Annotated in this window: 21 protein-coding genes; 11 read left to right on the top strand and 10 right to left on the bottom strand. The window is 68.8% G+C overall.

The genetic code is table 11. The features are described 5' to 3' along the window. Window positions 1-9: 9 nt before the first annotated feature. The 4 genes from ON29_RS21280 to ON29_RS21265 all read left to right on the top strand — a co-directional run bounded on the left by ON29_RS21280 (window position 10) and on the right by ON29_RS21265 (window position 3,739). A complete protein-coding gene (locus ON29_RS21280) occupies window positions 10-882 on the top strand; it encodes a metal ABC transporter substrate-binding protein (RefSeq protein ID WP_245549061.1) in 873 nt (290 codons plus the stop codon). Continuing rightward, on the top strand, window positions 879-1,613 hold the full coding sequence (locus tag ON29_RS21275; protein WP_040868799.1) for a metal ABC transporter ATP-binding protein: 735 nt from the start codon (window positions 879-881) through the stop codon (window positions 1,611-1,613). Before ON29_RS21280 ends, ON29_RS21275 begins: the two co-directional genes overlap by 4 nt. A 25-nt stretch (window positions 1,614-1,638) precedes the next feature. Further along, window positions 1,639-2,514: a metal ABC transporter permease gene (locus tag ON29_RS21270; protein WP_040869032.1), complete on the top strand. Its 876-nt coding sequence runs from the start codon at window positions 1,639-1,641 to the stop codon at window positions 2,512-2,514. Between the two features lie 148 nt (window positions 2,515-2,662). Then, complete coding sequence (locus ON29_RS21265; protein ID WP_245549046.1) at window positions 2,663-3,739, top strand: ADP-ribosylglycohydrolase family protein; 1,077 nt, start codon at window positions 2,663-2,665, stop codon at window positions 3,737-3,739. A gap of 48 nt (window positions 3,740-3,787) precedes the next feature. Here ON29_RS21265 and ON29_RS21260 read toward each other — a convergent pair whose 3' ends face one another. Then, window positions 3,788-4,483, bottom strand: coding sequence for a LysR substrate-binding domain-containing protein (locus ON29_RS21260; RefSeq protein WP_217999252.1), 696 nt, complete (start codon window positions 4,481-4,483; stop codon window positions 3,788-3,790). A gap of 51 nt (window positions 4,484-4,534) precedes the next feature. On the opposite strand from ON29_RS21260, the gene ON29_RS21255 reads away from it, so the two are divergent. Further along, entirely contained in the window at window positions 4,535-5,170 is a 636-nt protein-coding gene (locus tag ON29_RS21255; RefSeq protein WP_217999250.1) for an MFS transporter, read from the top strand. A gap of 138 nt (window positions 5,171-5,308) precedes the next feature. Here ON29_RS21255 and ON29_RS21250 read toward each other — a convergent pair whose 3' ends face one another. The 4 genes from ON29_RS21250 to ON29_RS21235 form a co-directional block, all read right to left on the bottom strand. Beyond that, window positions 5,309-6,259, bottom strand: coding sequence for an alpha/beta hydrolase (locus ON29_RS21250; protein WP_083863937.1), 951 nt, complete (start codon window positions 6,257-6,259; stop codon window positions 5,309-5,311). A gap of 104 nt (window positions 6,260-6,363) precedes the next feature. Continuing rightward, window positions 6,364-6,936 (bottom strand): DoxX family protein, encoded by a 573-nt coding sequence (locus ON29_RS21245; RefSeq protein WP_063825356.1) that lies wholly within the window; start codon window positions 6,934-6,936, stop codon window positions 6,364-6,366. Next, on the bottom strand, window positions 6,936-7,382 hold the full coding sequence (locus ON29_RS21240) for an ABA4-like family protein (protein WP_051175434.1): 447 nt from the start codon (window positions 7,380-7,382) through the stop codon (window positions 6,936-6,938). The genes ON29_RS21245 and ON29_RS21240 overlap by 1 nt, the downstream gene beginning before the upstream one ends. After that, window positions 7,379-8,341 carry a hypothetical protein gene (locus ON29_RS21235; RefSeq protein ID WP_217999248.1) on the bottom strand — a complete coding sequence of 321 codons (963 nt, stop codon included), beginning with the start codon at window positions 8,339-8,341 and terminating at the stop codon, window positions 7,379-7,381. Before ON29_RS21235 ends, ON29_RS21240 begins: the two co-directional genes overlap by 4 nt. 110 nt (window positions 8,342-8,451) lie before the next feature. On the opposite strand from ON29_RS21235, the gene ON29_RS21230 reads away from it, so the two are divergent. Together ON29_RS21230 and ON29_RS21225 are read left to right on the top strand one after the other, a co-directional pair. Beyond that, window positions 8,452-9,111 carry a MerR family transcriptional regulator gene (locus tag ON29_RS21230; protein ID WP_040868793.1) on the top strand — a complete coding sequence of 220 codons (660 nt, stop codon included), beginning with the start codon at window positions 8,452-8,454 and terminating at the stop codon, window positions 9,109-9,111. Between the two features lie 61 nt (window positions 9,112-9,172). Next, window positions 9,173-9,739: a type 1 glutamine amidotransferase domain-containing protein gene (locus ON29_RS21225; protein WP_040868792.1), complete on the top strand. Its 567-nt coding sequence runs from the start codon at window positions 9,173-9,175 to the stop codon at window positions 9,737-9,739. 27 nt (window positions 9,740-9,766) lie between these two features. Here the strand turns inward: ON29_RS21225 and ON29_RS21220 are convergent, their stop codons facing one another. Beyond that, window positions 9,767-10,438, bottom strand: coding sequence for a TetR/AcrR family transcriptional regulator (locus ON29_RS21220; RefSeq protein ID WP_040868790.1), 672 nt, complete (start codon window positions 10,436-10,438; stop codon window positions 9,767-9,769). A gap of 112 nt (window positions 10,439-10,550) precedes the next feature. Here ON29_RS21220 and ON29_RS21215 point away from each other — a divergent pair, with 112 nt between their 5' ends. The 3 genes from ON29_RS21215 to ON29_RS21205 all read left to right on the top strand — a co-directional run bounded on the left by ON29_RS21215 (window position 10,551) and on the right by ON29_RS21205 (window position 13,320). Next, complete coding sequence (locus tag ON29_RS21215) at window positions 10,551-11,696, top strand: acyl-CoA dehydrogenase family protein (protein WP_040868788.1); 1,146 nt, start codon at window positions 10,551-10,553, stop codon at window positions 11,694-11,696. Between the two features lie 144 nt (window positions 11,697-11,840). Beyond that, window positions 11,841-12,305: a PaaI family thioesterase gene (locus ON29_RS21210; protein ID WP_040868786.1), complete on the top strand. Its 465-nt coding sequence runs from the start codon at window positions 11,841-11,843 to the stop codon at window positions 12,303-12,305. Window positions 12,306-12,990: 685 nt separating this feature from the next. Continuing rightward, on the top strand, window positions 12,991-13,320 hold the full coding sequence (locus ON29_RS21205; RefSeq protein WP_040868784.1) for a transglycosylase family protein: 330 nt from the start codon (window positions 12,991-12,993) through the stop codon (window positions 13,318-13,320). A gap of 209 nt (window positions 13,321-13,529) precedes the next feature. Here ON29_RS21205 and ON29_RS21200 read toward each other — a convergent pair whose 3' ends face one another. The 4 genes from ON29_RS21200 to ON29_RS21185 all read right to left on the bottom strand — a co-directional run bounded on the left by ON29_RS21200 (window position 13,530) and on the right by ON29_RS21185 (window position 17,643). Beyond that, window positions 13,530-14,270 (bottom strand): SDR family NAD(P)-dependent oxidoreductase, encoded by a 741-nt coding sequence (locus ON29_RS21200; protein WP_040868781.1) that lies wholly within the window; start codon window positions 14,268-14,270, stop codon window positions 13,530-13,532. Continuing rightward, a complete protein-coding gene (locus tag ON29_RS21195) occupies window positions 14,267-15,436 on the bottom strand; it encodes a thiolase family protein (protein ID WP_040868779.1) in 1,170 nt (389 codons plus the stop codon). The genes ON29_RS21200 and ON29_RS21195 overlap by 4 nt, the downstream gene beginning before the upstream one ends. A 212-nt stretch (window positions 15,437-15,648) precedes the next feature. After that, window positions 15,649-16,347, bottom strand: a complete 699-nt coding sequence (locus tag ON29_RS21190; RefSeq protein ID WP_063825355.1) for a hypothetical protein — start codon at window positions 16,345-16,347, stop codon at window positions 15,649-15,651. A 48-nt stretch (window positions 16,348-16,395) separates the two neighbouring features. Next, window positions 16,396-17,643, bottom strand: a complete 1,248-nt coding sequence (locus ON29_RS21185; RefSeq protein WP_040868778.1) for a PucR family transcriptional regulator — start codon at window positions 17,641-17,643, stop codon at window positions 16,396-16,398. Window positions 17,644-17,916: 273 nt separating this feature from the next. On the opposite strand from ON29_RS21185, the gene ON29_RS21180 reads away from it, so the two are divergent. Continuing rightward, window positions 17,917-19,056: a lipase family alpha/beta hydrolase gene (locus ON29_RS21180; RefSeq protein WP_040869022.1), complete on the top strand. Its 1,140-nt coding sequence runs from the start codon at window positions 17,917-17,919 to the stop codon at window positions 19,054-19,056. The last annotated feature ends 111 nt before the right edge of the window (window positions 19,057-19,167 follow it).

The following is a 19,167-nucleotide window of genomic DNA, read 5'->3' as shown; positions in this document are numbered from 1 at the left end:
GTGGGCGCCATGGCATGCGCCCTCACCGCCTGTGCTGCCACGGAGGCGGGCGCCGGCGACCGGCCGGTGGTGCTCACCACGTTCACGGTGCTCGCGGACATCGCCCGGAACGTGGCGGGCGAGCATTTGACGGTGGAGTCGATCACCAAGGCGGGTGCCGAGATCCACGGCTACGAGCCGACACCGGGCGACATCAAGAAGGCGTCCAAAGCGGATCTCATCTTGGACAACGGACTGAATCTGGAGGCGTGGTTCGCCCAGTTCGTCTCCGACCTGCGGGTGAAGCACGTCGTGGTGAGCGAGGGCGTCGCCGCGCTGCCGATCCGCGAGGACGCCTACCAGGGCAAACCGAACCCGCACGCGTGGATGTCGCCGCACAACGCCCAGATCTACGTCGACAACATGGTGCGCGCGTTCGGTGAACTCGCACCTGCCCATGCGGCCGATTTCCGCGCCAACGCGGAGCGGTACAAGTCCGAGCTGCGCAAGGTGCACGACGAATTGACCGGCACCTTGAACGCCCTAGCGCCGAACGAGCGCGCTCTGGTCACGTGCGAGGGCGCCTTCTCCTACCTGGCCCGCGACGCCGGACTCACCGAGAAGTACATCTGGGCGGTCAATGCCGAGCAGCAGGCCACGCCCCAGCAGATCGCGTCGGCCATCGACTTCGTCCGAGGTCAGCGGGTGCCTGCGGTGTTCTGTGAGTCCACGGTGTCGGACGCGCCGATGCGCCGGGTGGTCGAAGCCACCGGCGCGGCGTTCGGTGGCGTGCTGTACGTCGATTCGCTGTCGGAGGCAGACGGGCCCGTACCGACCTACCTGGCGCTGCTCAGGCACGACGCGCAAACGATCGGTTCCGCGCTGACGGGTCACCGCCCATGAGCACGCCCGCGATCGAGGTGCGCGGCGTCACCGTCCGCTACGGCGAGGTCCCCGCGCTCGAGAATGTCGACCTGACCGTCGACGCGGGGCGGGTGTGCGGTCTCATCGGGATGAACGGTTCCGGCAAATCCACCTTGTTCAAGACGATCATGGGTCTGGCCCGGCCCGACCGCGGGACGGTGCGGATCGACGGCGGCGCCCCCGTGACGGCGCGCCGGGCGGGGATTCTCGGTTACGTCCCGCAGAGCGAGGACGTCGACTGGACTTTCCCGCTTTCGGTGCGGGATGTGGTGATGACCGGGCGGTACGGGCGGCTCGGTATCACCCGTCGGGCGCGCAAGGCAGATCGGGAAGCCGTCGCGCAGGCGCTGGAGCGGGTGGAACTGACCGATCTCGCCGACCGGCAGATCGGCCGGTTGTCCGGCGGGCAGCGCAAGCGCGCCTTCGTCGCGCGCGGGCTGGCGCAGGGCGCGACCGTTCTGCTGCTCGACGAGCCGTTCGCGGGGGTCGACAAGCGTTCGGAGGCCACGATCACCGCGCTGCTGCGCGAGCTCGCCGCCGACGGCGCCACCATCCTGGTGTCGACGCACGATCTGCACGCCCTGCCCGGCCTCGCCGACGAGGCGGTGCTGCTGATGCGGACGGTGCTCGCCCAGGGCAGCCCCGATGCGGTGCTGCGCCCGGAGAACCTGGCCAGGGCGTTCGGCCTGGATGTGATGAACCGGGTGTGAGCCCGGCCGAGTGTGGGACGGACGCATGAGCTGGACCGAAATATTCACCGACCCCTTGCGTTACGAGTTCATGGTGCGCGCGCTGGCCACCACCGTGACCGCTGCGCTGGTGTGCGCGGTGCTGTCCTGCTGGCTGGTGCTGATCGGGTGGTCGCTGATGGGGGATGCCGTCTCGCACGCCGTGCTTCCCGGCGTGGTGCTGGCCTACATCCTCGGGCTGCCGTTCGCGGTGGGCGCGATCGTGTTCGGGTTCCTGGCGGTGGCGTTGATCGGCGTGGTGCGCGACACCAGCCGGATCAAGGAGGACGCCGCCATCGGCATCGTCTTCACGACGCTGTTCGCGTTCGGCCTGGTGCTCGTCTCGGTGACGCCGAGCCAGACCGACCTGAACCACATCGTGTTCGGCAATCTGCTGGGTGTGAGCCGCGCCGAGTTGATCCAGGTGGTGATCCTGGCCGCGATCACCCTCGCCGCGCTCGTCCTCAAACGTCGTGACTTCACCCTGTACGCCTTCGACCCCACGCACGCGCACGCCATCGGCCTCAGCCCCCGGTTGCTCGGCACGGCGCTGCTCGGCCTGCTCGCCCTCACCGCCGTGGTCGCCCTGCAAGCGGTCGGCGTCGTCCTCGTGGTCGCCATGCTCATCATCCCGGGTGCGACGGCCTACCTGCTCACCGACCGCTTCGGCCGGATGCTGATCATCGCCCCCACCGTCTCGGTGACCTGTGCGGTGGCGGGTCTGTACCTGAGCTACCACCTGGATACGGCTCCCGGCGGCATGGTCGTGGTGGTCCAGGGACTGTTCTTCACGGCCGTGTACCTGTTCGCACCCAGGCAAGGCGTGCTCGGACGGCGGATCTTCGCGGCACGTCGCGCGGATTCGATGAGCGCTCCAGAATAAAGCCGTGCCGCTGCTACCCGCTCGGAGCCGGGATCGACTCTCCAGCCCGTCCGCGCCTTTGCCCGGCGCCGATCCGGCACCGGACTGATATGGGGTCCGCACCGTGGTGGTGGACCGTGCTCCGCATGGGCGAAGATGATGTCTCGTGGTGGATTACACGACGATCTTCGATCGGGTCCGCGGTTCTCTGCTGGGCGGAGCGGTGGGGGACGCGCTGGGGTGGCCCATCGAATTCCTGCGGCTGGAGCAGATTCGGCAGCGCTACGGCGACGACGGAGTGACGGGCTTCCTGCCGCAGCACGCTGTGGACGCACCGCAGCAGATCACCGACGACACCCAGATGACGCTGTTCACCGCGGAGGGATTGCTGCGGTCGCAGCCGGGCGCCGATCCGGTGCCCGCGCTGCGCCGAGCGTATCTGCGCTGGTTGCAGACTCAGCGTCAAGAGGAGCCCGCGCCGCACGTCGACGGGTGGCTGGCGAGTCTGCCCTTCCTGTACGCGACGCGCGCACCGGGGAACGCGTGTATGTCCGGCCTGAACCAGCAAGCGCGGGGATACCTCGCGCCGGCGCCGCTGGGCGAACCCGGTCCGGTGAACGCGCATTCGAAAGGCTGCGGCACGGTGATGCGGTCCGCGCCGTTCGGGCTGGCCGGTGTGGGGCCGGACCAGGCGTTCACCACAGCGGCACGGGCCGCGCAGCTGACCCACGGACATCCCACCGGATATCTGGCCGCGGGCGCGTTCGCCGCACTGATAGATCGCGTGGTGACCGGTATCGAGCTGCCGATCGCGGTGCGCGAGACGGTCGACCAGCTTCGGGCCCATCCCGCGAGCGTGGAAACCGTGGAAGCGCTGACCCGCGCGGTCGAGTTGTCCGAGGGGGTGGTCTCCGCCGAACAGGTGGAGCAGGTCGGCGAGGGGTGGGTCGCGGAGGAGTGCCTGGCCATCGCGGTGTATTGCGCTCTGCACGCGGCCAGGACCGGCGATGTGCGCGCGGCGCTGCTGCTGTCGGTGAACCACTCCGGCGACTCCGATTCCACCGGTGCCGTGGCGGGCAATCTGATCGGCGCGGTGCACGGCGTCTCGGGACTGCCGATGGAGTGGGCGGCCGCGGTCGAGGGGCGCGATGTACTGGTCCGGGTCGCCGACGATCTCGTCATGAACTTCGGTCTCGGCGACCGGGCCGCGCTCGCCCCGCGATACCCCCGCGACGAAGGTCTGTGACGTCGATCAGGACGAGGATTCCTCGCGCACCGCTCCCGTGCCGTCCGGTCAGCGGCACACCTCGAGCACACGGCCGCGCAGCCAGCGGTGCGCCGCGTCCGCCTCGAACCGGACGTGCCACAGCAACGACACCGTCACCTCGGGAGCGCGAAAGGGCAGGGCGAACGAGTGCATCCCGCGCCGCAGCACCGTGGTGTGGCGTTCCGGAACCGTCGCGACCAGATCCGAGGATCTCGCCAGCGCCAAGGCGGCGCCGAAACCGTCCACGACCGTCACGACCTCCCGCCGGTGCCCGGTGGGGTGCAGAGCCTCGTCGACCAAGCCCTCGTCCAGGCCGCGCCGTGAGACGTGCACGTGCCGCGCGGAGGCATAGCGGGCCGTCGTGATCATCCCGGTGCGCAGCGGATGCTCGCTGCGCACCACACCGACGAACCGGTCGGCGAACAGGGACGTGCTCGCGATATCCGGGGGCAGCGCGCGCTCGATCACTCCGACCTCCAGGTCGACGTTGCCATCGCGCAAGGGACCGGTGTCCTTCTTCGTCTTCTGCACGAAGCGCAGCCGAACGCCCGGGGCGGCGCGGCCGATCTCGGCCACCAATTCGGGGCCGAACCGCTCCACGAAGCCGTCGCTGCTCCGCACCGTGAAGGTCCTGGCCAGCCCGGCCAGGACCAGCGCGCCGGCCGGTCGCAGCACCTCTTCGGCCTCCCGGACCAGGTCGCGCACGCGGTCGCGCAGTTCCACCGCGCGCGGTGTGGGCGTGAGCCCGCGGCCCGACCGCACGAGCAGCGTCTGGTGACGAGCGCCTTGGTCTCGACCGTCGTCATGACCACCCTTGTCGTCGGCCCCTTCCATCTCGCCCGTGCCCTGCATCTCGCTCCCGCCGTTGTCGGGTTGGTGATGTCGGCCGGTCCGGCGGTGTCCGCCCTCACCGGTGTGCCCGCCGGGCGCGCCGCCGATCGCTTCGGCGCCGGACCGATGGTGGTGCTCGGGCTCGGCGCCGTGATCGGCGGCACGGCCTCGCTCGCGATGCTGCCCACCACCGCCGGGGTCATCGGATACGTCCTGCCGCTGATGATCACCACCTGCGGCTACGCGCTGTTCCAGGCGGCCAACAACACGATGGTCATGAACGACGTCGCACCGCACCAGCGCGGCCTGGTGTCGGGCATGCTCAACCTTTCCCGCAACCTGGGCCTCATCACCGGAGCCTCGGTCATGGGAGCGGTCTTCGCCTTCGCGGTCGGCGCGAGCGACGTCACCGTCGCCGCGCCGGAGCAGGTGGCACGTGGTACGCGGTGGACCTTCGCCGTCGCAGCGCTGCTGGTCACCTGCGGTCTGGCGATGGTTCTTGCGGTCCGGATGCGCAGCCCTCGTCGGCCCTCGGACGCCGGAAAGCTCGACGGCGGGCATCGAGACCGCCGCGAATAACGCTGTCGAACAACGTTGCCCGGCCTCGGATCTGGGGCGTGACGGGGTTCGGCCTCGCGTGCTGTCCGGCAAGACGGGGGTCGTCGGGGCTCCGCCCTGTGAGTAGCAGGGGGAGCGCTCGACGGCTTGAAAGAACCCCTATGCGCCCAGGGCGGGGGCCAGGTGCGGCCAGGAGTCGTGCAGGTCGGTCTCGAATTGCCCCCAAGTGTGCGAGCCCTCCGAGCGGTTGACGTGAATCGCCGGTAGCCCGAGTTCCTCGAGACGATCGGCGAAGGCCGCCGTGCAGGAACTCGCGATCGCCTCGATCGGCGGGAAGGGCAGGCCGCGATCTATCACGCCCGGAGTGCCCGAAGCGGCGGACAAGAAGATGGTTTTCCCGGCCAGCGCACTCGCATTGGCGAAAGCGTCGTGTGCCCGCCAGAGCGCGTCGCCCGGCGATCCCCACATGTTGCCCGGGTTGCCCCCGCCACGGATGACCTGCGCGGTGACCATCGCCGCGCCCGCGGCGTCCGCGGCCCACGGGCACCCGCTGTAGGCCGCCACGGCGTCGTACACCGCGGGCGCCTGGATCGCGAGGTCGATCGCGGAGCCTGCGCTCATCGACACCCCGGCGATCGCGTTGCGTCCGGTCGTCCCGAGTTCGGCGTCGAGGGTCGGCGGAAGTTCCCGGGTCAGATAGGTCTGCCACCGGTTTCGTCCGACCGCCGGATCGTCGGCGCGCCAGTCGGTGTACATGCTGAACGCGCCACCGACCGGCATCACCACATTGACTCGCTTGTCGGCGAAGAACTCGCGCACATCCGTGTCGTCCCACCACGAGATCCCGTCCACCCCACCGCCGATTCCGGTGAGCAGATACAGCGTGGGAGCCGGACCGCCCCCCGCCGCACGGATCACCCGATTGGTGACCACCCGATCCATGGACGGCGAATAGACGTCGATCTGAGATACCGAGCCGCCGAGCGGAACCTGCCCGACCACGTGTGCGCGCGCCGCCTCGGCTGCGGCGGGGTGTACGGCGAAGGCGGACACTGCGACAGCGGTCGCCAGCGCGCTGACGAGCACGCCCAAATACTTAGAAGCACTCACTGTTCCGGTGTACCCATCCGCCGCCACGGCACTCCTTGCGCCGTAACGTCTCTCGGCGATCCGCGAGTCGAAATACTACGAAAGCAACACTTTTCGATGACCCGTCAATCTAAGGCGGATTCGGTATGGCGTTGTGCCGTCAGGCCACTGTGTTCTCCGGAGCGCTCTGCTGCAAGGCCGTGGTCGCGGTCATCTCGCCGGGTGGAGCGCAGGACACCGGCCGCCCACAGCGCCGCGCCGATGTACAGCGCCTGCTCCGGAATACGTGCCCACAGCGGTGTCGCGGGTGCGCCGTTGAACGGGATGTCGGAGACGGCTGCGTAGATGTTGGCGGGCAGCATCACGACGAACAGGGCGGTGAGCCCGAGCCCCGCGGCCCGGCGGGTGCGGGTGCGGAACAGGCCCGCCGCGCCGAGCAATTCCAGGACACCGGTCAGGTAGACCATCGCGCCGGGGAACGGGACGACCGGCGGCACCATCGGGAGCAGATCGCCGTGGGTGGGAACGGGGGAGTCGGCGAACGCCTCCGGCAGGAAATGCGTTGTGCCGGTCATGATCAGCATCACGCCGAGGGCGTAGGCGGCGCAGGTGGGCCAGGCGGCGAACCGGCGCGCGCCGAGGGCCCCCGCCGTGCGCAGCGCGAGCAGGGTGGTCAGCAGAACGATGAGGGTTTCCATCATGCCTCCGTGGGGACGGTCCGGCCGGGCGCCGGGGTCGTGGTGAATCGGATGAGCAGGTAGAGCAGGACGCCGAGCGGCGCGAAGAGGATGGTGAGCGCGAGCAGCGGGCTGATCAGCAGCGATGGCAGGCCGCGGGTGCGGCTGTCGGAGAAGATCCAGCGCCCGAGGAACAGGTCGAAGGCCACGAAGTGCGCCCATGCCGCCGCGGCCCCGGAACTTTCCCCGAGTACCGCCCGCAGACCGGACAGCTCCGGACGGATCAGCGCCGCGGCGAACGCGCCGAACTCGGGCACGACCAGGGCCGCGTAGATGATCAGGGGCGGGAGGCAGATGAGCGGCGAGGCGACGAGCGCGGCGGTCCTCCGCCATGTCGGCGCGAGGATCATCAGTGCCCAGAACGGCGCCGCGAACCAGAAGGTGAGGTCGAAGAGCAGTTCCGTCATCGGTTCGCACCTGCCGGGAAGCGCTGCGCCGCGATGTGTTTCGGTCGCAGCGCGGTGGCCGTGAACGCCGTCGCACCGAGAGCGGTCGCAGCGAAAGCCGCCAGGGTGGCCGCGTCGGGATGGACCACCGACTGCCCGCGCAGTGCCTGCCAGGTCAGCACCGTGAGCAGCGCCGCGTAGGTCGCCGCGGCGGTCACGACGAGCGTTCGCCTGGTCTGCGCCGAGCGTAAGGCCGGGATCCGCCGCGAACCGTACTCGAGGGCGAGTAGCACCAGCGGAATCACTTGCAGGGCGTGCATTCCGAGAAAATGGGGGACACGCAGATCACCGCCCGCCGTGCTCCAGCCGAGCAGGGGCAGTCCGGGGCCGCCGTCGGCAAGTCCGACGGTGTGGGCGCCGCTGATCGAACCGCCCGCCGCTCGCTGCTCGGGCGTTGCCCGCACCATCAGCATCCCCAGTGCGGCGCCCGCGAGCGAGAGGGCGGCGCCGTACCGGATCGCCGCGTTGCGGGCCGGGTCGGCCGCCGGGTCGGCGAACAACGCCGCCGACGCGATGAGGGTGGCGATCCAGACCGCCACGATGGACGAACCCATGACGTTCCACAGCGCCGCGTTCAACGGCGTCGTGAAATTGAAGTGGCTGGTCGTCCCCCGCACGATCTGGGTGGTGATGACGATCAGTTCCACCGCCAGGCCGAGCGCCGCCACCGTCCCCGCCCACCAGGCGATGCGCCGCCATCGAGTGAGCTGGGCGAGCAACCACGCCCAGGTCACGGCGTAGATCAGCACCGAAAGAGCGAACTTGGCGGATTTGGCCCAGATCGGCAGCCCGGTCAGGGTGCGGTCGTCGACGATCATCCCCCCGATCGACCAGACGACCAGCAGCGCCATCGCCACGGCGAGCAGCATCAGCGGCCGATGCCAGGAGAGTGCGGGGAAACGCTGGAAAAGGGCGGTCACGACACGTAGACCTTTCAGGAACTCAAACTATCGATAGTTTTACTATCAGTAGCGATTATGGATAGCTGTACTATCTGCTGTCAAGAAGCCGACCCAGCCCGAGGAGTCCGATGCGGATCGCCGAGCTCAGCCGCGCCAGCGGCGTCCCCGCCGCGACGATCAAGTACTACGTGCGCGAGGGGCTGTTGCCCTCCGGTGTGCGAACCCATCGCAATCAGGCCGAATACAGCGACGCCCACGTCAGCAGGCTGCGGTTGATCCGGGCGCTGGTGGACATCGGCGGTGTGTCCATCGAAGCGGCGAAGGAACTGCTCGCGGCGCTCGACAGCGGCAGCCTGTCGGCGCGGGAGTCGCTCGGCCATGTGCAGTACGCGCTGGGCGGGCGGAGGTCGCAGGTCGGTGACGAGCAGCGGGAGGCCGCCGCGCAGGACGTCGCGGCACTGCTGGACCGGCGCGGCTGGCGGATCCACGACGACAGCCCGGCGCGCGGCACCCTCGTGGACGTCTGCGCCGCCCTGCGCATGCTCGGCCACGACGACGTGGTCGCCGCGATGGACGACTACGCGGGCGCGGGCGAAGCCATCGCCGCCACCGACATCGCCCTGGTCCGCAACCAACCCGGCCTGGAACGGATGACCGAAACCGCCATCGTCGGAACGATTCTGGGCGACACCCTGCTCGCCGCGCTGCGCAGGCTGGCCCAAGAGCATCTCTCCAGCACGCTGTTGCCGCCGGAAGACGCCGCTGACCGCGCCGCCGGCGAGGTTTAGCCCGGCCTTCGCGCGGCATGCCGGAAAAGAGGACCAATCCGAGGCGAAAGGAGAGTCGCTCATGACCGATCAATTGGATGGAACGCGCGTGCTGATCATCACCTCGAACACGGGGGTGGAGCGGGACGAGCTGCTGGTGCCGCGCGACGAACTGCGCAAGCGCGGCGCGCGGGTCACCCATGCCGCGCCGAAGCGGGAAGAGGTGCAGACGTATGAGCACGACACGGAGAAAGACGTCGTCGTGCAGCCGGATGCCTCGTTGCACGAAGTGTCGGTGGACGATTTCGACGTGCTCGTCGTGCCCGGCGGCACGGTGAACGCGGATAAGTTGCGGGTCACCGACCGGGCGATCGAATTGGCCAAGGAGTTCGCGGGCGCGGGCAAGCCCATCGCCGCGATCTGTCACGGCCCATGGCTGCTGGTGAACGCCGAGTTGGTGCCGGGTAAGACACTGACCTCGTACTTCTCGCTTCGTGCCGACATCGTCAACGCGGGCGGCGACTGGGTCGACGAAGCGGCGGTGCGCTCCCCCGAGGGCGGGTGGACGCTGCTCACCTCGCGCAACCCGGGTGATCTCCCCGATTTCGTGCACGCCATCACGCGCGAGGTGGTCCCCGCCGCACGGTGACCAGGCGATCTCGCGCGAGGTGCCGGTTCAGTCGCCCGGCAGTGGTTTTCGCGGGTCGATCGCGATGCCGAGATCGCGCAGGCGGTTGTCGATGAGCAACCAGCACTCGGTGGTCAGGCGGTCGACGAGGGCGGTCTCGGTGGTGTCGTGGTGCTCCAGCCACCAGCGCACCGAGGCGTCGACCAAGCCGAGCAGTGCGACCACCACCCGGTCCGCGGCCAGTGGGTCGGCCCCGAAATCCGGCAGGTAGCGTGCCGCCGCCGCGGAGATCTCGGCGGCGAAAGCGCTTCCGCCGACGCGCGGCTCGTTGCGGCCGCGCCGGTAGTCGCGTCCGACCAGGAACCGATAGAGATTGGGATGCTCGGCGGCCCACCGCACGTGCTGGGCCAAAGGCGCGCGGATGATGTCCAGCGGTGTGCCGTCCACGGCCAGTTGCGCGCGAATGCGTTCGGTGAGATCCCGGTGCGCGTGCCGGGCGACCGCCAGGTCGAGTTCCTCTTTGCTGGCGAAGTGCCGGTAGACGTGCGTGCGGGCCAATCCGGCCCGATCGGCGATCCGGCCGGTGAGCGCGTGCGGACCGTCCTCCTCGATCGCCGCGATCGCGGCTTGCACGATGGCGCGGCGACGCTCGTCCCGGCCTGGCCGGTGGCTGGTGGACCGTCGCGCGTCGGCGGTGTCCACCCAGGGTTGTCGTGCCACGCGGCTCAGCGTATCCGTCGTCCGATCGAGTGGTACACCTTGTACCCGGCAGTCGATTGGTACACACTGTACCCGTAACTGTCGGTATCAGACTTTCGCAAGGACACACCCGATGACGACCTACCGGTCCGCCTGGCTCGACGACGACCTGGACGCCCTGCGCGAGCTCGCCCGCTCGTTCTTCGCGAAGGAGTTGACGCCGAACATCGACAAGTTCATCGAGCAGCACCACGTCGACCGTGACTTCTGGACCAAGGCGGGCGCGCTCGGCCTGCTGTGCGCGTCGATCCCGGAGGAGTACGGCGGGGGTGGCGGCACCTTCGCGCACGAGGCCGTGCTCATCGAAGAGCAGGCCAAGGCGTTCGACACCTCGTGGGGCGCCACGCTGCACAGCGGCATCGTCGCGCACTACCTGCTGCACTACGGCACCGAAGAGCAGAAGCGCCAGTGGCTGCCGAAGATGGCCAGCGGTGAGGTCGTCGGCGCGATCGCCATGACCGAGCCCGGCACGGGGTCGGACCTGCAGAACGTGAAGACCAAGGCGATCCGCGATGGCGACGAGTACGTGGTGAACGGCTCCAAGACCTTCATCACCAACGGCAGCCAGGCCGACCTCATCATCGTGGTCGCCAAGACCGACACCAGCGAGGGCGCGAGCGGCATCTCGCTGGTTCTGGTCGAGGCCGACCGGCCGGGCTTCCGGCGCGGCCGGGTGCTGGACAAGGTCGGTCAGAAGGGGCAGGACACCTCCGAGCTGTTCTTCGAGGACGTCCGGGTTCCGGTGTCGAACCTGCTCGGCACGCAGGAAGGCCAGGGCTTCGTCCAGCTGATGCAGCAGCTCCCGCAGGAGCGGCTGATCATCGCCGTCGGGTCGGTGGCCGGGATGGAGGCCGCACTGGAGGTGACGCTGCGCTACACGAAGGAGCGGCACGCCTTCGGCAAGCCGCTGTTCGCGTTCCAGAACACCAAGTTCACCCTCGCCGAGGCGGCCACCGAGACCCGGGTGGCCCGCGTCTTCCTGGACGACTGCATCGCACGGCATCTGCGCGGGGAACTGGACATCCCGACCGTCGCGATGGCCAAGTGGTGGACTACCGACCGCGCCATGTCGGTGGCCGACGACTGCCTCCAGCTGCACGGCGGCTACGGCTACATGACCGAATATCCGATCTCCCGGATGTGGACCGACAGCCGGGTGCAGAAGATCTACGGCGGCACCAACGAGATCATGAAGGAGATCATCGCCCGCAGCCTCTGATCGGGTGACCGACGGTGTTGGCGCGGCGCCAACACCTTGTCGGTGCGCGGACCCCGGGGGCCTACGCTTCGGTGAGGTCCACCCAGGTGGCCGTGGCAGAGACAACGAGGTGCTGGCCACCTCCGGCGTGAAGGGACGATTGCGATGAGCGACGTCGAAACTCCTCCGTTCAAGGACATCGTCAACGGGGCATTGGAATTCACCATCCCGATCGCGCACAAGATGGGTGTGCAAGCGGTGGAGGTGCGCCGCGGTTTCGCGGCGACCTCGGTGCCCGCCGAGGGCAACGGCAACCACTTCGGCGTGATGTACGCCGGTGTGCTGTTCACCGTCGCCGAGATCCTCGGCGGCGCGATCGCGGTCGCGACCTTCGACAACTCGGCGTTCTATCCGCTGGTGAAGGATCTGCGCATCTTCTTCCGCAAGCCGGCCAAGACCGACGTGCGCGCGGAGGCGACGCTGTCGGAGGAGGAGATCGCGCGCATCGGCGAAGAGGCGGCCGCGAACGGCAAAGCCGACTTCACGTTACGTGCGGTGGTGACCGACGCCGACGGTGTGGTCGTCGCGGAGACCGAGGGGCTCTACCAGTTGCGGGCGCACGGGAAGTAGTCCGAGTCGTTATCTACGGCAATGGTTCCGGCCGCCGTCGTGCCGGGGTGGCGAACCGTTGGTGTGTCCCTGGGCGGGGGCCGTGGAGACGAAGACGCTCTCGTCTCCACGGTCCACGGCTATAACGCCTGGTCCGCGCCGTTTTCGCGAGGTCGGCGTGAGCACGTCCGCGATCGTGCGATGCACGCGCGGAGACCCCGTATCCAGGTCACGGATCGCTTCCGCGCCGCGCCGTCGTCGCATCGGACACGGCGCGGAAAGTGGTGGATATGGAAGGTAACGACTCGGTCGCTGAAGCCGCCCGCGCGGCAAGCGCGACGGTTGTCTGCCTACTACCGCAAGTCGTGGACCTGGGAAAATGCGACTCGTTTCACGATCTAATCGTGATCTCGAACACATAACGGAAGCATTACGCACGTTCGATATGGCGGATTTTCCGCCGATCGACCTGCGGGAATGACAGGGAGTCTCGACCAGGGGTCAAACGTAGCGGCACGTTATTCGAACGTGATCTGCCGCGACATCTCCGCTAACGTCGGTGACGGCTCGGGGCAACACCGAGATCGAGCTCGAATCGCAGAACGCCGGAAACCCTGTCCCGCGGTTCGAGTGTCCACAACCTTCCTGGGGACAGGGGCGCGGCGATATACGTACGCCGAGCCGGTGGGCGCAGGCAGGAAATCTCATGTCGCATAACCGTAAATTCACCACTCGTGTTCTCGGCTTCACCGCGGCCATCGGCGCTTTCGTCGCCGTGCCGTTCGGTCTCTCGACCGCCACCGCGTCGGCCCACAACTGGGACGCTGTCGCGCAGTGCGAGAGCAGTGGCAACTGGTCCACCAACACCGGTAACGGCTTCGCCGGCGGCCTGCAGTTCACCCAGAGCACCTGGGAGGCCAACGGCGGCTCCGGCAGCCCCTCGGGCGCCAGCCGCGAAGAGCAGATCCGCGTCGCCGAGAACGTGCTCGCGACCCAGGGTCCGGGCGCCTGGCCTGTGTGCGGCGCCTACCTCTGATGCGCCACCGGCGCCTACCGCTGGGTTTCGGTAGGCGCCGGGCTAATTCTCGGCGGTAAATGCCGGGCGGCGATTACGCGTAATCGCCACAATCGCGTCGGACAATTCAGCGTCGAATTGTCCGACCCGAATAGCAATTCACCGAACGCGGATTCGCGCGCTACTTCCGACGACGGACCCGCACTTCGGTCGCTGTCCGGTAACGGTGCTCAAGCGCGCCACAGCTGGTCACCGGCACGGGACAGCACGATGTTCGGCACCACCGCGTTGCGGGACAACCGGGTGATCGCCAGCACCATTTCGGCGATGTCACCGGTGGTGAGCATGGCGGATCGGTCGAGCACCTCCCGCTTCCACGCGGTCATATCGGTGTCGACGTAACCGGGAGACACCGCCGTCGCACTGACGCCGTTCCCGGACTCCTCCAGCGAAACCGTCTCGCACAGCGAAATGAGCGCCGCCTTTGTCGCGCCGTACGCGGCGAGGCCCGCTTCCCCGGCGACGCCGGTGATCGATGCGAGCGCGACGATCTTCGCGCCGCGCTCACGGTCGGTGCTCGCGCTCTTGCGTAGCAGTGGGAGCGCCGCCTGGATCAGGGTCAACGGCGCGCGGAAGTTCACGTCGAGCATGCGCTCGTACGCCTTCGCGGGCAGGTCGGCCACGGCGCCGGCCGTGCCGGTGCCCGCGCTCAGGACCAGCACGTTCATCCCACCGAAGCGTTCCTCGTGTGCCTGCGCCAGAGCGCGCACCTGATCGAGGTCGGTCATCTGCGCGACCACGGTGTGCACGGCGGCGCCCGTCTCCTCGCGCAGGCGGGCCGCGGTCTGCTCGAGGGTTTCGGGCGTGCGCGCGGCCAGCGTCAGGTGATAGCCCTCGCCCGCCAAGCGGCGCGCCACCTCCGCGCCGATTCCGCGCGACCCGCCGGTGATCAGTGCCGTGCGGGCGCTCATCCGAGGCGTTCGATGATCGTCGCGTTGGCCAGACCACCCGCCTCGCACATCGTCTGCAGGCCGAAGCGGCCGCCGGTCTGCTCCAAGTGGTTGACCAGCGTCGACAGGATGCGGGTGCCGGAGGCGCCCAGCGGGTGGCCGAGGGCGATCGCGCCGCCACGGGGGTTCAGCTTGTCCGGATCGGCGTTCACCTCCTGCTGCCAGACCAGCGGCACGGGCGCGAACGCTTCGTTCACCTCGTAGGCGTCGATGTCATCGATGCTCAGTCCGGCGCGATCCAGCACCTTGCGCGTGGCCGGGATGACGGCCGTGAGCATGAGCAGCGGATCGTCGCCCAGCACGGCGAACGAGTGGAAGCGGGCGCGCGGGCGCAGCCCGAGCTTCGCCGCGGCCTCCTCGCTCATGATCAGCGCGGCGGAGGCGCCGTCGGTCAGCGGCGAGGAGTTGCCCGGGGTGATCGACCACTCGATCTCGGGGAAGCGCGCTGTGTACTGATCGTCGACGAAGGCGGGCCGCAGCTTCGCGAGGCTTTCGCCGGTGGTGGCGGGCCTGATGGTCTCGTCGGCCGTCAGCGTGCCCGCGGCGACCAATTCGTTGTCGAAACCGCCCGCCGCCGCGGTCTCGGCCGCGAGCCGATGCGAGCGGGCCGCGAACTCGTCGAGCGCGGCGCGATCGAACTTCCACCGGGCGCTGATCACCTCGGCCGCGATGCCCTGCTGGATCAAGCCCTCCGGGTACCGGTGCGCGAGCGGGCCGCGGTTGGCGTCCTTGCCCTGGCCGTTGGAGAACATCGGCGCGCGGCTCATCGACTCCACCCCGCAGGCGATCGCGATGTCGTAGGCGCCCGCGATGACACCCTGCGCCGCGAAGTGCGCCGCCTGCTGGCTGGACCCGCACTGCCGGTCCACCGTGGTGGCGGGCACCGACTCCGGGAACCCGGCGGCCAGCGCTGCGGTCCTGCTGATGTTGAACGCCTGCTCCCCGCTCTGCGTGACGCATCCGCCGACCACGTCGTCCACCAGCGCGGGATCGAGGTCGTTGCGGGCGACGAGTTCGGCGAGCACGCCGGCAAGCAGGGTGGCCGGATGCACTTCCGACAGGCCGCCGCCTGCCTTGCCCTTACCGGACGGTGTACGGACGACATCGACGATGACGGCGGACCTCATAGCCCTCTCCGATCAGTTAAGTTAACTGCCATTCGCAGTGAAGTTAACACAGGTTCGCTCGCTCGGGCCAGGTCGGGTGGTGCTCACGTGGGATCGCGAACGCGGCGACGACGCGGCCCCGCGTGATGAGCCCGGCGGGGGCGAGGACCGTGACGGCGGTGTCGCGGTCAACGCCCGCGAGCGCGTGGCGACCCTGGTGTGCTCGGACCCTGTCAGGCCGCGGTCAATCGCAGCATCGAGCGCGCCCCGGGCTGGAACTCGAAGTCCACTTCGGCGATATCCGTTCGAATTCCTCCGGCGTGCAACGCCTTCCGGAGGCGAGCGAGCAGGTCGTCCAGCGGCCCGCCCGCGTGGTCGGCGAGTGGGAACACCCGGACCTCGCCACGGCTCAATCGCGCCAGTTCCCGCAGCGTCGCCAAGTGGAAGTCGAAATCGAGGCGGTCGGCGTAGGTGAACAGTAGATGTGAACTCAGCACCAGGTCGAAGGCGCGATCGGGGAAATCGAGCGCGGGCAGGAGGCCGAAGCGGTAGCGCCACGGGTTGGCGCGCAGATCCTCGGCGAACCGGGCTGCGGCGGCTTCCCGCACAAGCCGATGACCGTCCGGATCGCCGTAGAAATCCCAGACGTAGCGGGCGGCGGCGGCTGTCGTGTGGGACGTGCTGTGCTCGAGTTCCTCGGCCGCCAGAGCGGTCAGCTCCGCGGCGGGCAGCCGATAGACCGGATCCACAGCGACCACCCGCGCACCGAGCCCGGCCGCCTCCACCGCGAAGCTCGCGGCGCCTCCGGGGCAGTCGAGGATCTCGCCACGCAGGTCGTCGCCGGTGAGCGCGAACATGGCCCGGTATTCGCTCAGCGATCGACCGGTCAGCAGATAGCCGCCCCCCTCGATCGACTCGCGCTCGTCTCCCATCCGTCGGACGGTAGCCACGACCGGCGCGCGGCGCGAGCGAGTTTCCGGCTAGGACCTGCCCTCACCGGCCGCCCGGACGGGATACAGGCGCTGAATCGTCAGCGCGGCCGCCAGTAACCGCGAATCGTGTGGATCGGTGGGATCGACGCCGGTGAGTTCGGCGACGCGGCGCAAGCGATAGCTGAAGGTGTTGGGGTGCACGTGGATCTCGGCCGCCGCGGCTTTGCGGTCGGAGCCGTGGCGCAGGTGCGCGTCGAGCGCCTCGAGCAGGTGCGGACTGTCCAGAATGGGGGAGATGCGCTCGGCCAGCCGTGCGCGCGCGGTACCCGGTCTGGTGAGCTGGTATTCCAGCAGCAGGTCGTCGAGCCGGTAGACGCCCGCGGGCTTGCCGAGCAGCCGCGCGAGTTCGGCGAGGTCGGTGGCTTCCTTCGCGGTCCCGGCGATGGCGTCCCGTGGCACGGACGCGTATTCGGCGAGGAACACCGGCGCCCCGAAGTGTTCGGTCAGTTCCTCGGCCAGCCGGTGGTAGCGGGTGTCGTCGAGTTCGGCGTCGGAAGCGCTGGGCAGCAACGCGATTCCGGTCCAGCCGTCGAAAGTGGCCAGTGTGGTGGTGCCCGCGAGAGCGTCCAAGGCGCGGTGCAGCAGCCGGATGCGTCGCCGCCCGACGAGCGTGGCGACCGTGCTCGGCTGGTCGTGGTGGCGGATGTGGATCGCGAGCACCGTGTATTGCTCGGCGAGTGCGGTGTCCGCCCGCGCCGCCAGCTCGGCGGCGGGCAGCCCGTGCAGCAGCGCCGAGCACAGGGCGCGACGCGCCTCCCGTTCGGCGTTGTAGATGGACTGCTCGACCTCGGTGTAGGCCTCGACGACGGTGATGTTGATCCGCATGAGCAGCTCGAGCAGCCTGCTGACGACCAGGACGAGTTCGTCGAGTTCTTCGCGGGAGGCCAGCGCGGCCGCCTCATGGAGCACCGACTGCGCGGAACCGTGCATGGCCTCGATCAGCACGGGCAACGGGAGCCGGTCCTCGGCGTGCCGCTCGGCCACCGGAGCGACGAACGTCGCGACCTCGGTCTGGGTGAAGCTGCGCTGTTCGCCGATCGCCTGGAGCACCGCGCGGCCGCAGGCGTAGATCGCCGGAAGCACCTCGGCCGTGAAGTGACCCTCCGGCAGGTCGGCGGCCGGAGGGGTGGTGCCGAGACCTGCGGCGAGCATGCGCTCGGCGATCTGGGGCCAGCGAGCCAGCAACCGGGCGACGAGCGGGGCGTCTCCGGCCACCGGGGACAACACGACGGACATGGGCCGATTGTTTCCGACCACACAAACGGCGGCAAGGCTACGGGCGCGGTCGCCCGAATTTTGGCTCCCGCGCCAATATTCCGGATGAAATGTTCTCCTCGCGGTGCAGTGACACCGGCCCGGAGAGCGCCCTACATTCGAAAAGCGGCTCATAGATATGGCCCCGATCACATCTCCCTCCGAATGTGGCGCGGGATACATTCGGAGGCGGTGCTCGACGCACCGCCGAGTCGCGTTCGTTCGGTGCGAATGGAAGTGAACTCGATGTTGGCAATGATGCACAACGCTCGGCAGGCGATTTTCGGGGCCGCGGTGATCGCAGGGGTGACAATGGCAACCGCGCTCGGCGGCGGGATCGCGCACGCACAAGAGGAGATCGAACCGACCCAGCAGGCCCTCGCCGATTACATCAGCGCGGGCCTGAACCCCGCCCCGGACGGCAGGCAGCCGCGCGCGATCGTGGACGCGGGCAGTTCGTCGGGATGGGCGACCAGCGTCGCGTCCGACGCATTCGGCGAAGGCCCGGAGCTGTCGGCGTATCTGGCCGCGTTCGGCTACGGGCTGACCCATCCCGACGCGGCTCCGCCCGGCGCCAACCGCTGGAACTGCGCGCCGTCCGCCGAACACCCGCGGCCGGTGGTGTTGCTGCACGGCACCTGGCTGAACGCCTACGACACCTTCGCCTCCCTGTCGCCGCGGCTGGCGCGCGCCGGATTCTGCGTGTTCGCCTTCAACTTCGGGCGATCCGGCCTGATGCAGGGCGGCGGCCTCGGACCGGTCCTGCCCGGGCGCTTCGGTGTGGGGCGGATGGAGGATTCGGCGGCGCAGTTGCGGGACTTCATCGATCGTGTGCTCGGCGCGACCGGCGCGCAGGCCGTCGACATCGTCGGGCATTCCCAGGGCGGCACGGTCGCCAACCATTATCTGAAATTCGAAGGCGGTCAGGGCAAAGTGGGCAAGCTGGTGAGCTTGGGCGCCACCCACCACGGCACCTCGCTCATGGGCATGGCGACGCTGGGCCGGATCATCAACAACCTGGGCGTCGATATCCTCGGGTTCTACGAGCCGCTGGTCGGCATCGCCAATATCCAGCAGGCGGTGGGCTCGTCGTTCTACGCCGGCCTGAACGCGCAGGGCGACACCGTGCCCGGCGTCGCGTACACGGCGATCGGCTCACGGCACGACGAGGTCACCAATCCTTATCAATGGACATTCCTGCAGGCCGGTCCGGACGCGACGGTGGACAACGTCACCCTGCAAGACGGGTGCGAGCAGGATATGTCCGACCACCTGACGATGATGTATTCCCCGCGGGCGGCCTCGATCGTGCTGCACGCGCTGGATCCGGTGGCGCACCTGTCGCTGGAATGCACCTTCAATCCGTGGATGATCGGCGGCAACGGCAGCTTGTGAGCCACGCTGTCACTGCATCGGCGCGAGAATTCGTGAGCCCTTGATTGGCGTACGAGCCAATTCTTTTCCGGCCGCCGCATTGGTTGGGTGGAATACGGGCCACCCCGCCGT

This window comes from Nocardia exalbida NBRC 100660 (assembly GCF_000308575.1).
Classification (GTDB): Bacteria; Actinomycetota; Actinomycetes; order Mycobacteriales; family Mycobacteriaceae; genus Nocardia; species Nocardia exalbida.
This window is presented reverse-complemented; position numbering and strand designations above follow the sequence as displayed.

Coding starts and splice junctions, on each gene's coding strand:
- ON29_RS21275 (WP_040868799.1), top strand. CDS start 879: ATGAGCACGCCCGCGATCGAGGTGCGCGGCGTCACCGTCCGCTACGGC.
- ON29_RS21215 (WP_040868788.1), top strand. CDS start 10,551: ATGACGACCTACCGGTCCGCCTGGCTCGACGACGACCTGGACGCCCTG.
- ON29_RS21195 (WP_040868779.1), bottom strand. CDS start 15,436: ATGAGGTCCGCCGTCATCGTCGATGTCGTCCGTACACCGTCCGGTAAG.
- ON29_RS21240 (WP_051175434.1), bottom strand. CDS start 7,382: ATGACGGAACTGCTCTTCGACCTCACCTTCTGGTTCGCGGCGCCGTTC.
- ON29_RS21190 (WP_063825355.1), bottom strand. CDS start 16,347: ATGGGAGACGAGCGCGAGTCGATCGAGGGGGGCGGCTATCTGCTGACC.
- ON29_RS21205 (WP_040868784.1), top strand. CDS start 12,991: ATGTCGCATAACCGTAAATTCACCACTCGTGTTCTCGGCTTCACCGCG.
- ON29_RS21210 (WP_040868786.1), top strand. CDS start 11,841: ATGAGCGACGTCGAAACTCCTCCGTTCAAGGACATCGTCAACGGGGCA.
- ON29_RS21280 (WP_245549061.1), top strand. CDS start 10: ATGGCATGCGCCCTCACCGCCTGTGCTGCCACGGAGGCGGGCGCCGGC.
- ON29_RS21245 (WP_063825356.1), bottom strand. CDS start 6,936: ATGGAAACCCTCATCGTTCTGCTGACCACCCTGCTCGCGCTGCGCACG.
- ON29_RS21200 (WP_040868781.1), bottom strand. CDS start 14,270: ATGAGCGCCCGCACGGCACTGATCACCGGCGGGTCGCGCGGAATCGGC.
- ON29_RS21270 (WP_040869032.1), top strand. CDS start 1,639: ATGAGCTGGACCGAAATATTCACCGACCCCTTGCGTTACGAGTTCATG.
- ON29_RS21230 (WP_040868793.1), top strand. CDS start 8,452: ATGCGGATCGCCGAGCTCAGCCGCGCCAGCGGCGTCCCCGCCGCGACG.
- ON29_RS21185 (WP_040868778.1), bottom strand. CDS start 17,643: ATGTCCGTCGTGTTGTCCCCGGTGGCCGGAGACGCCCCGCTCGTCGCC.
- ON29_RS21180 (WP_040869022.1), top strand. CDS start 17,917: ATGATGCACAACGCTCGGCAGGCGATTTTCGGGGCCGCGGTGATCGCA.
- ON29_RS21225 (WP_040868792.1), top strand. CDS start 9,173: ATGACCGATCAATTGGATGGAACGCGCGTGCTGATCATCACCTCGAAC.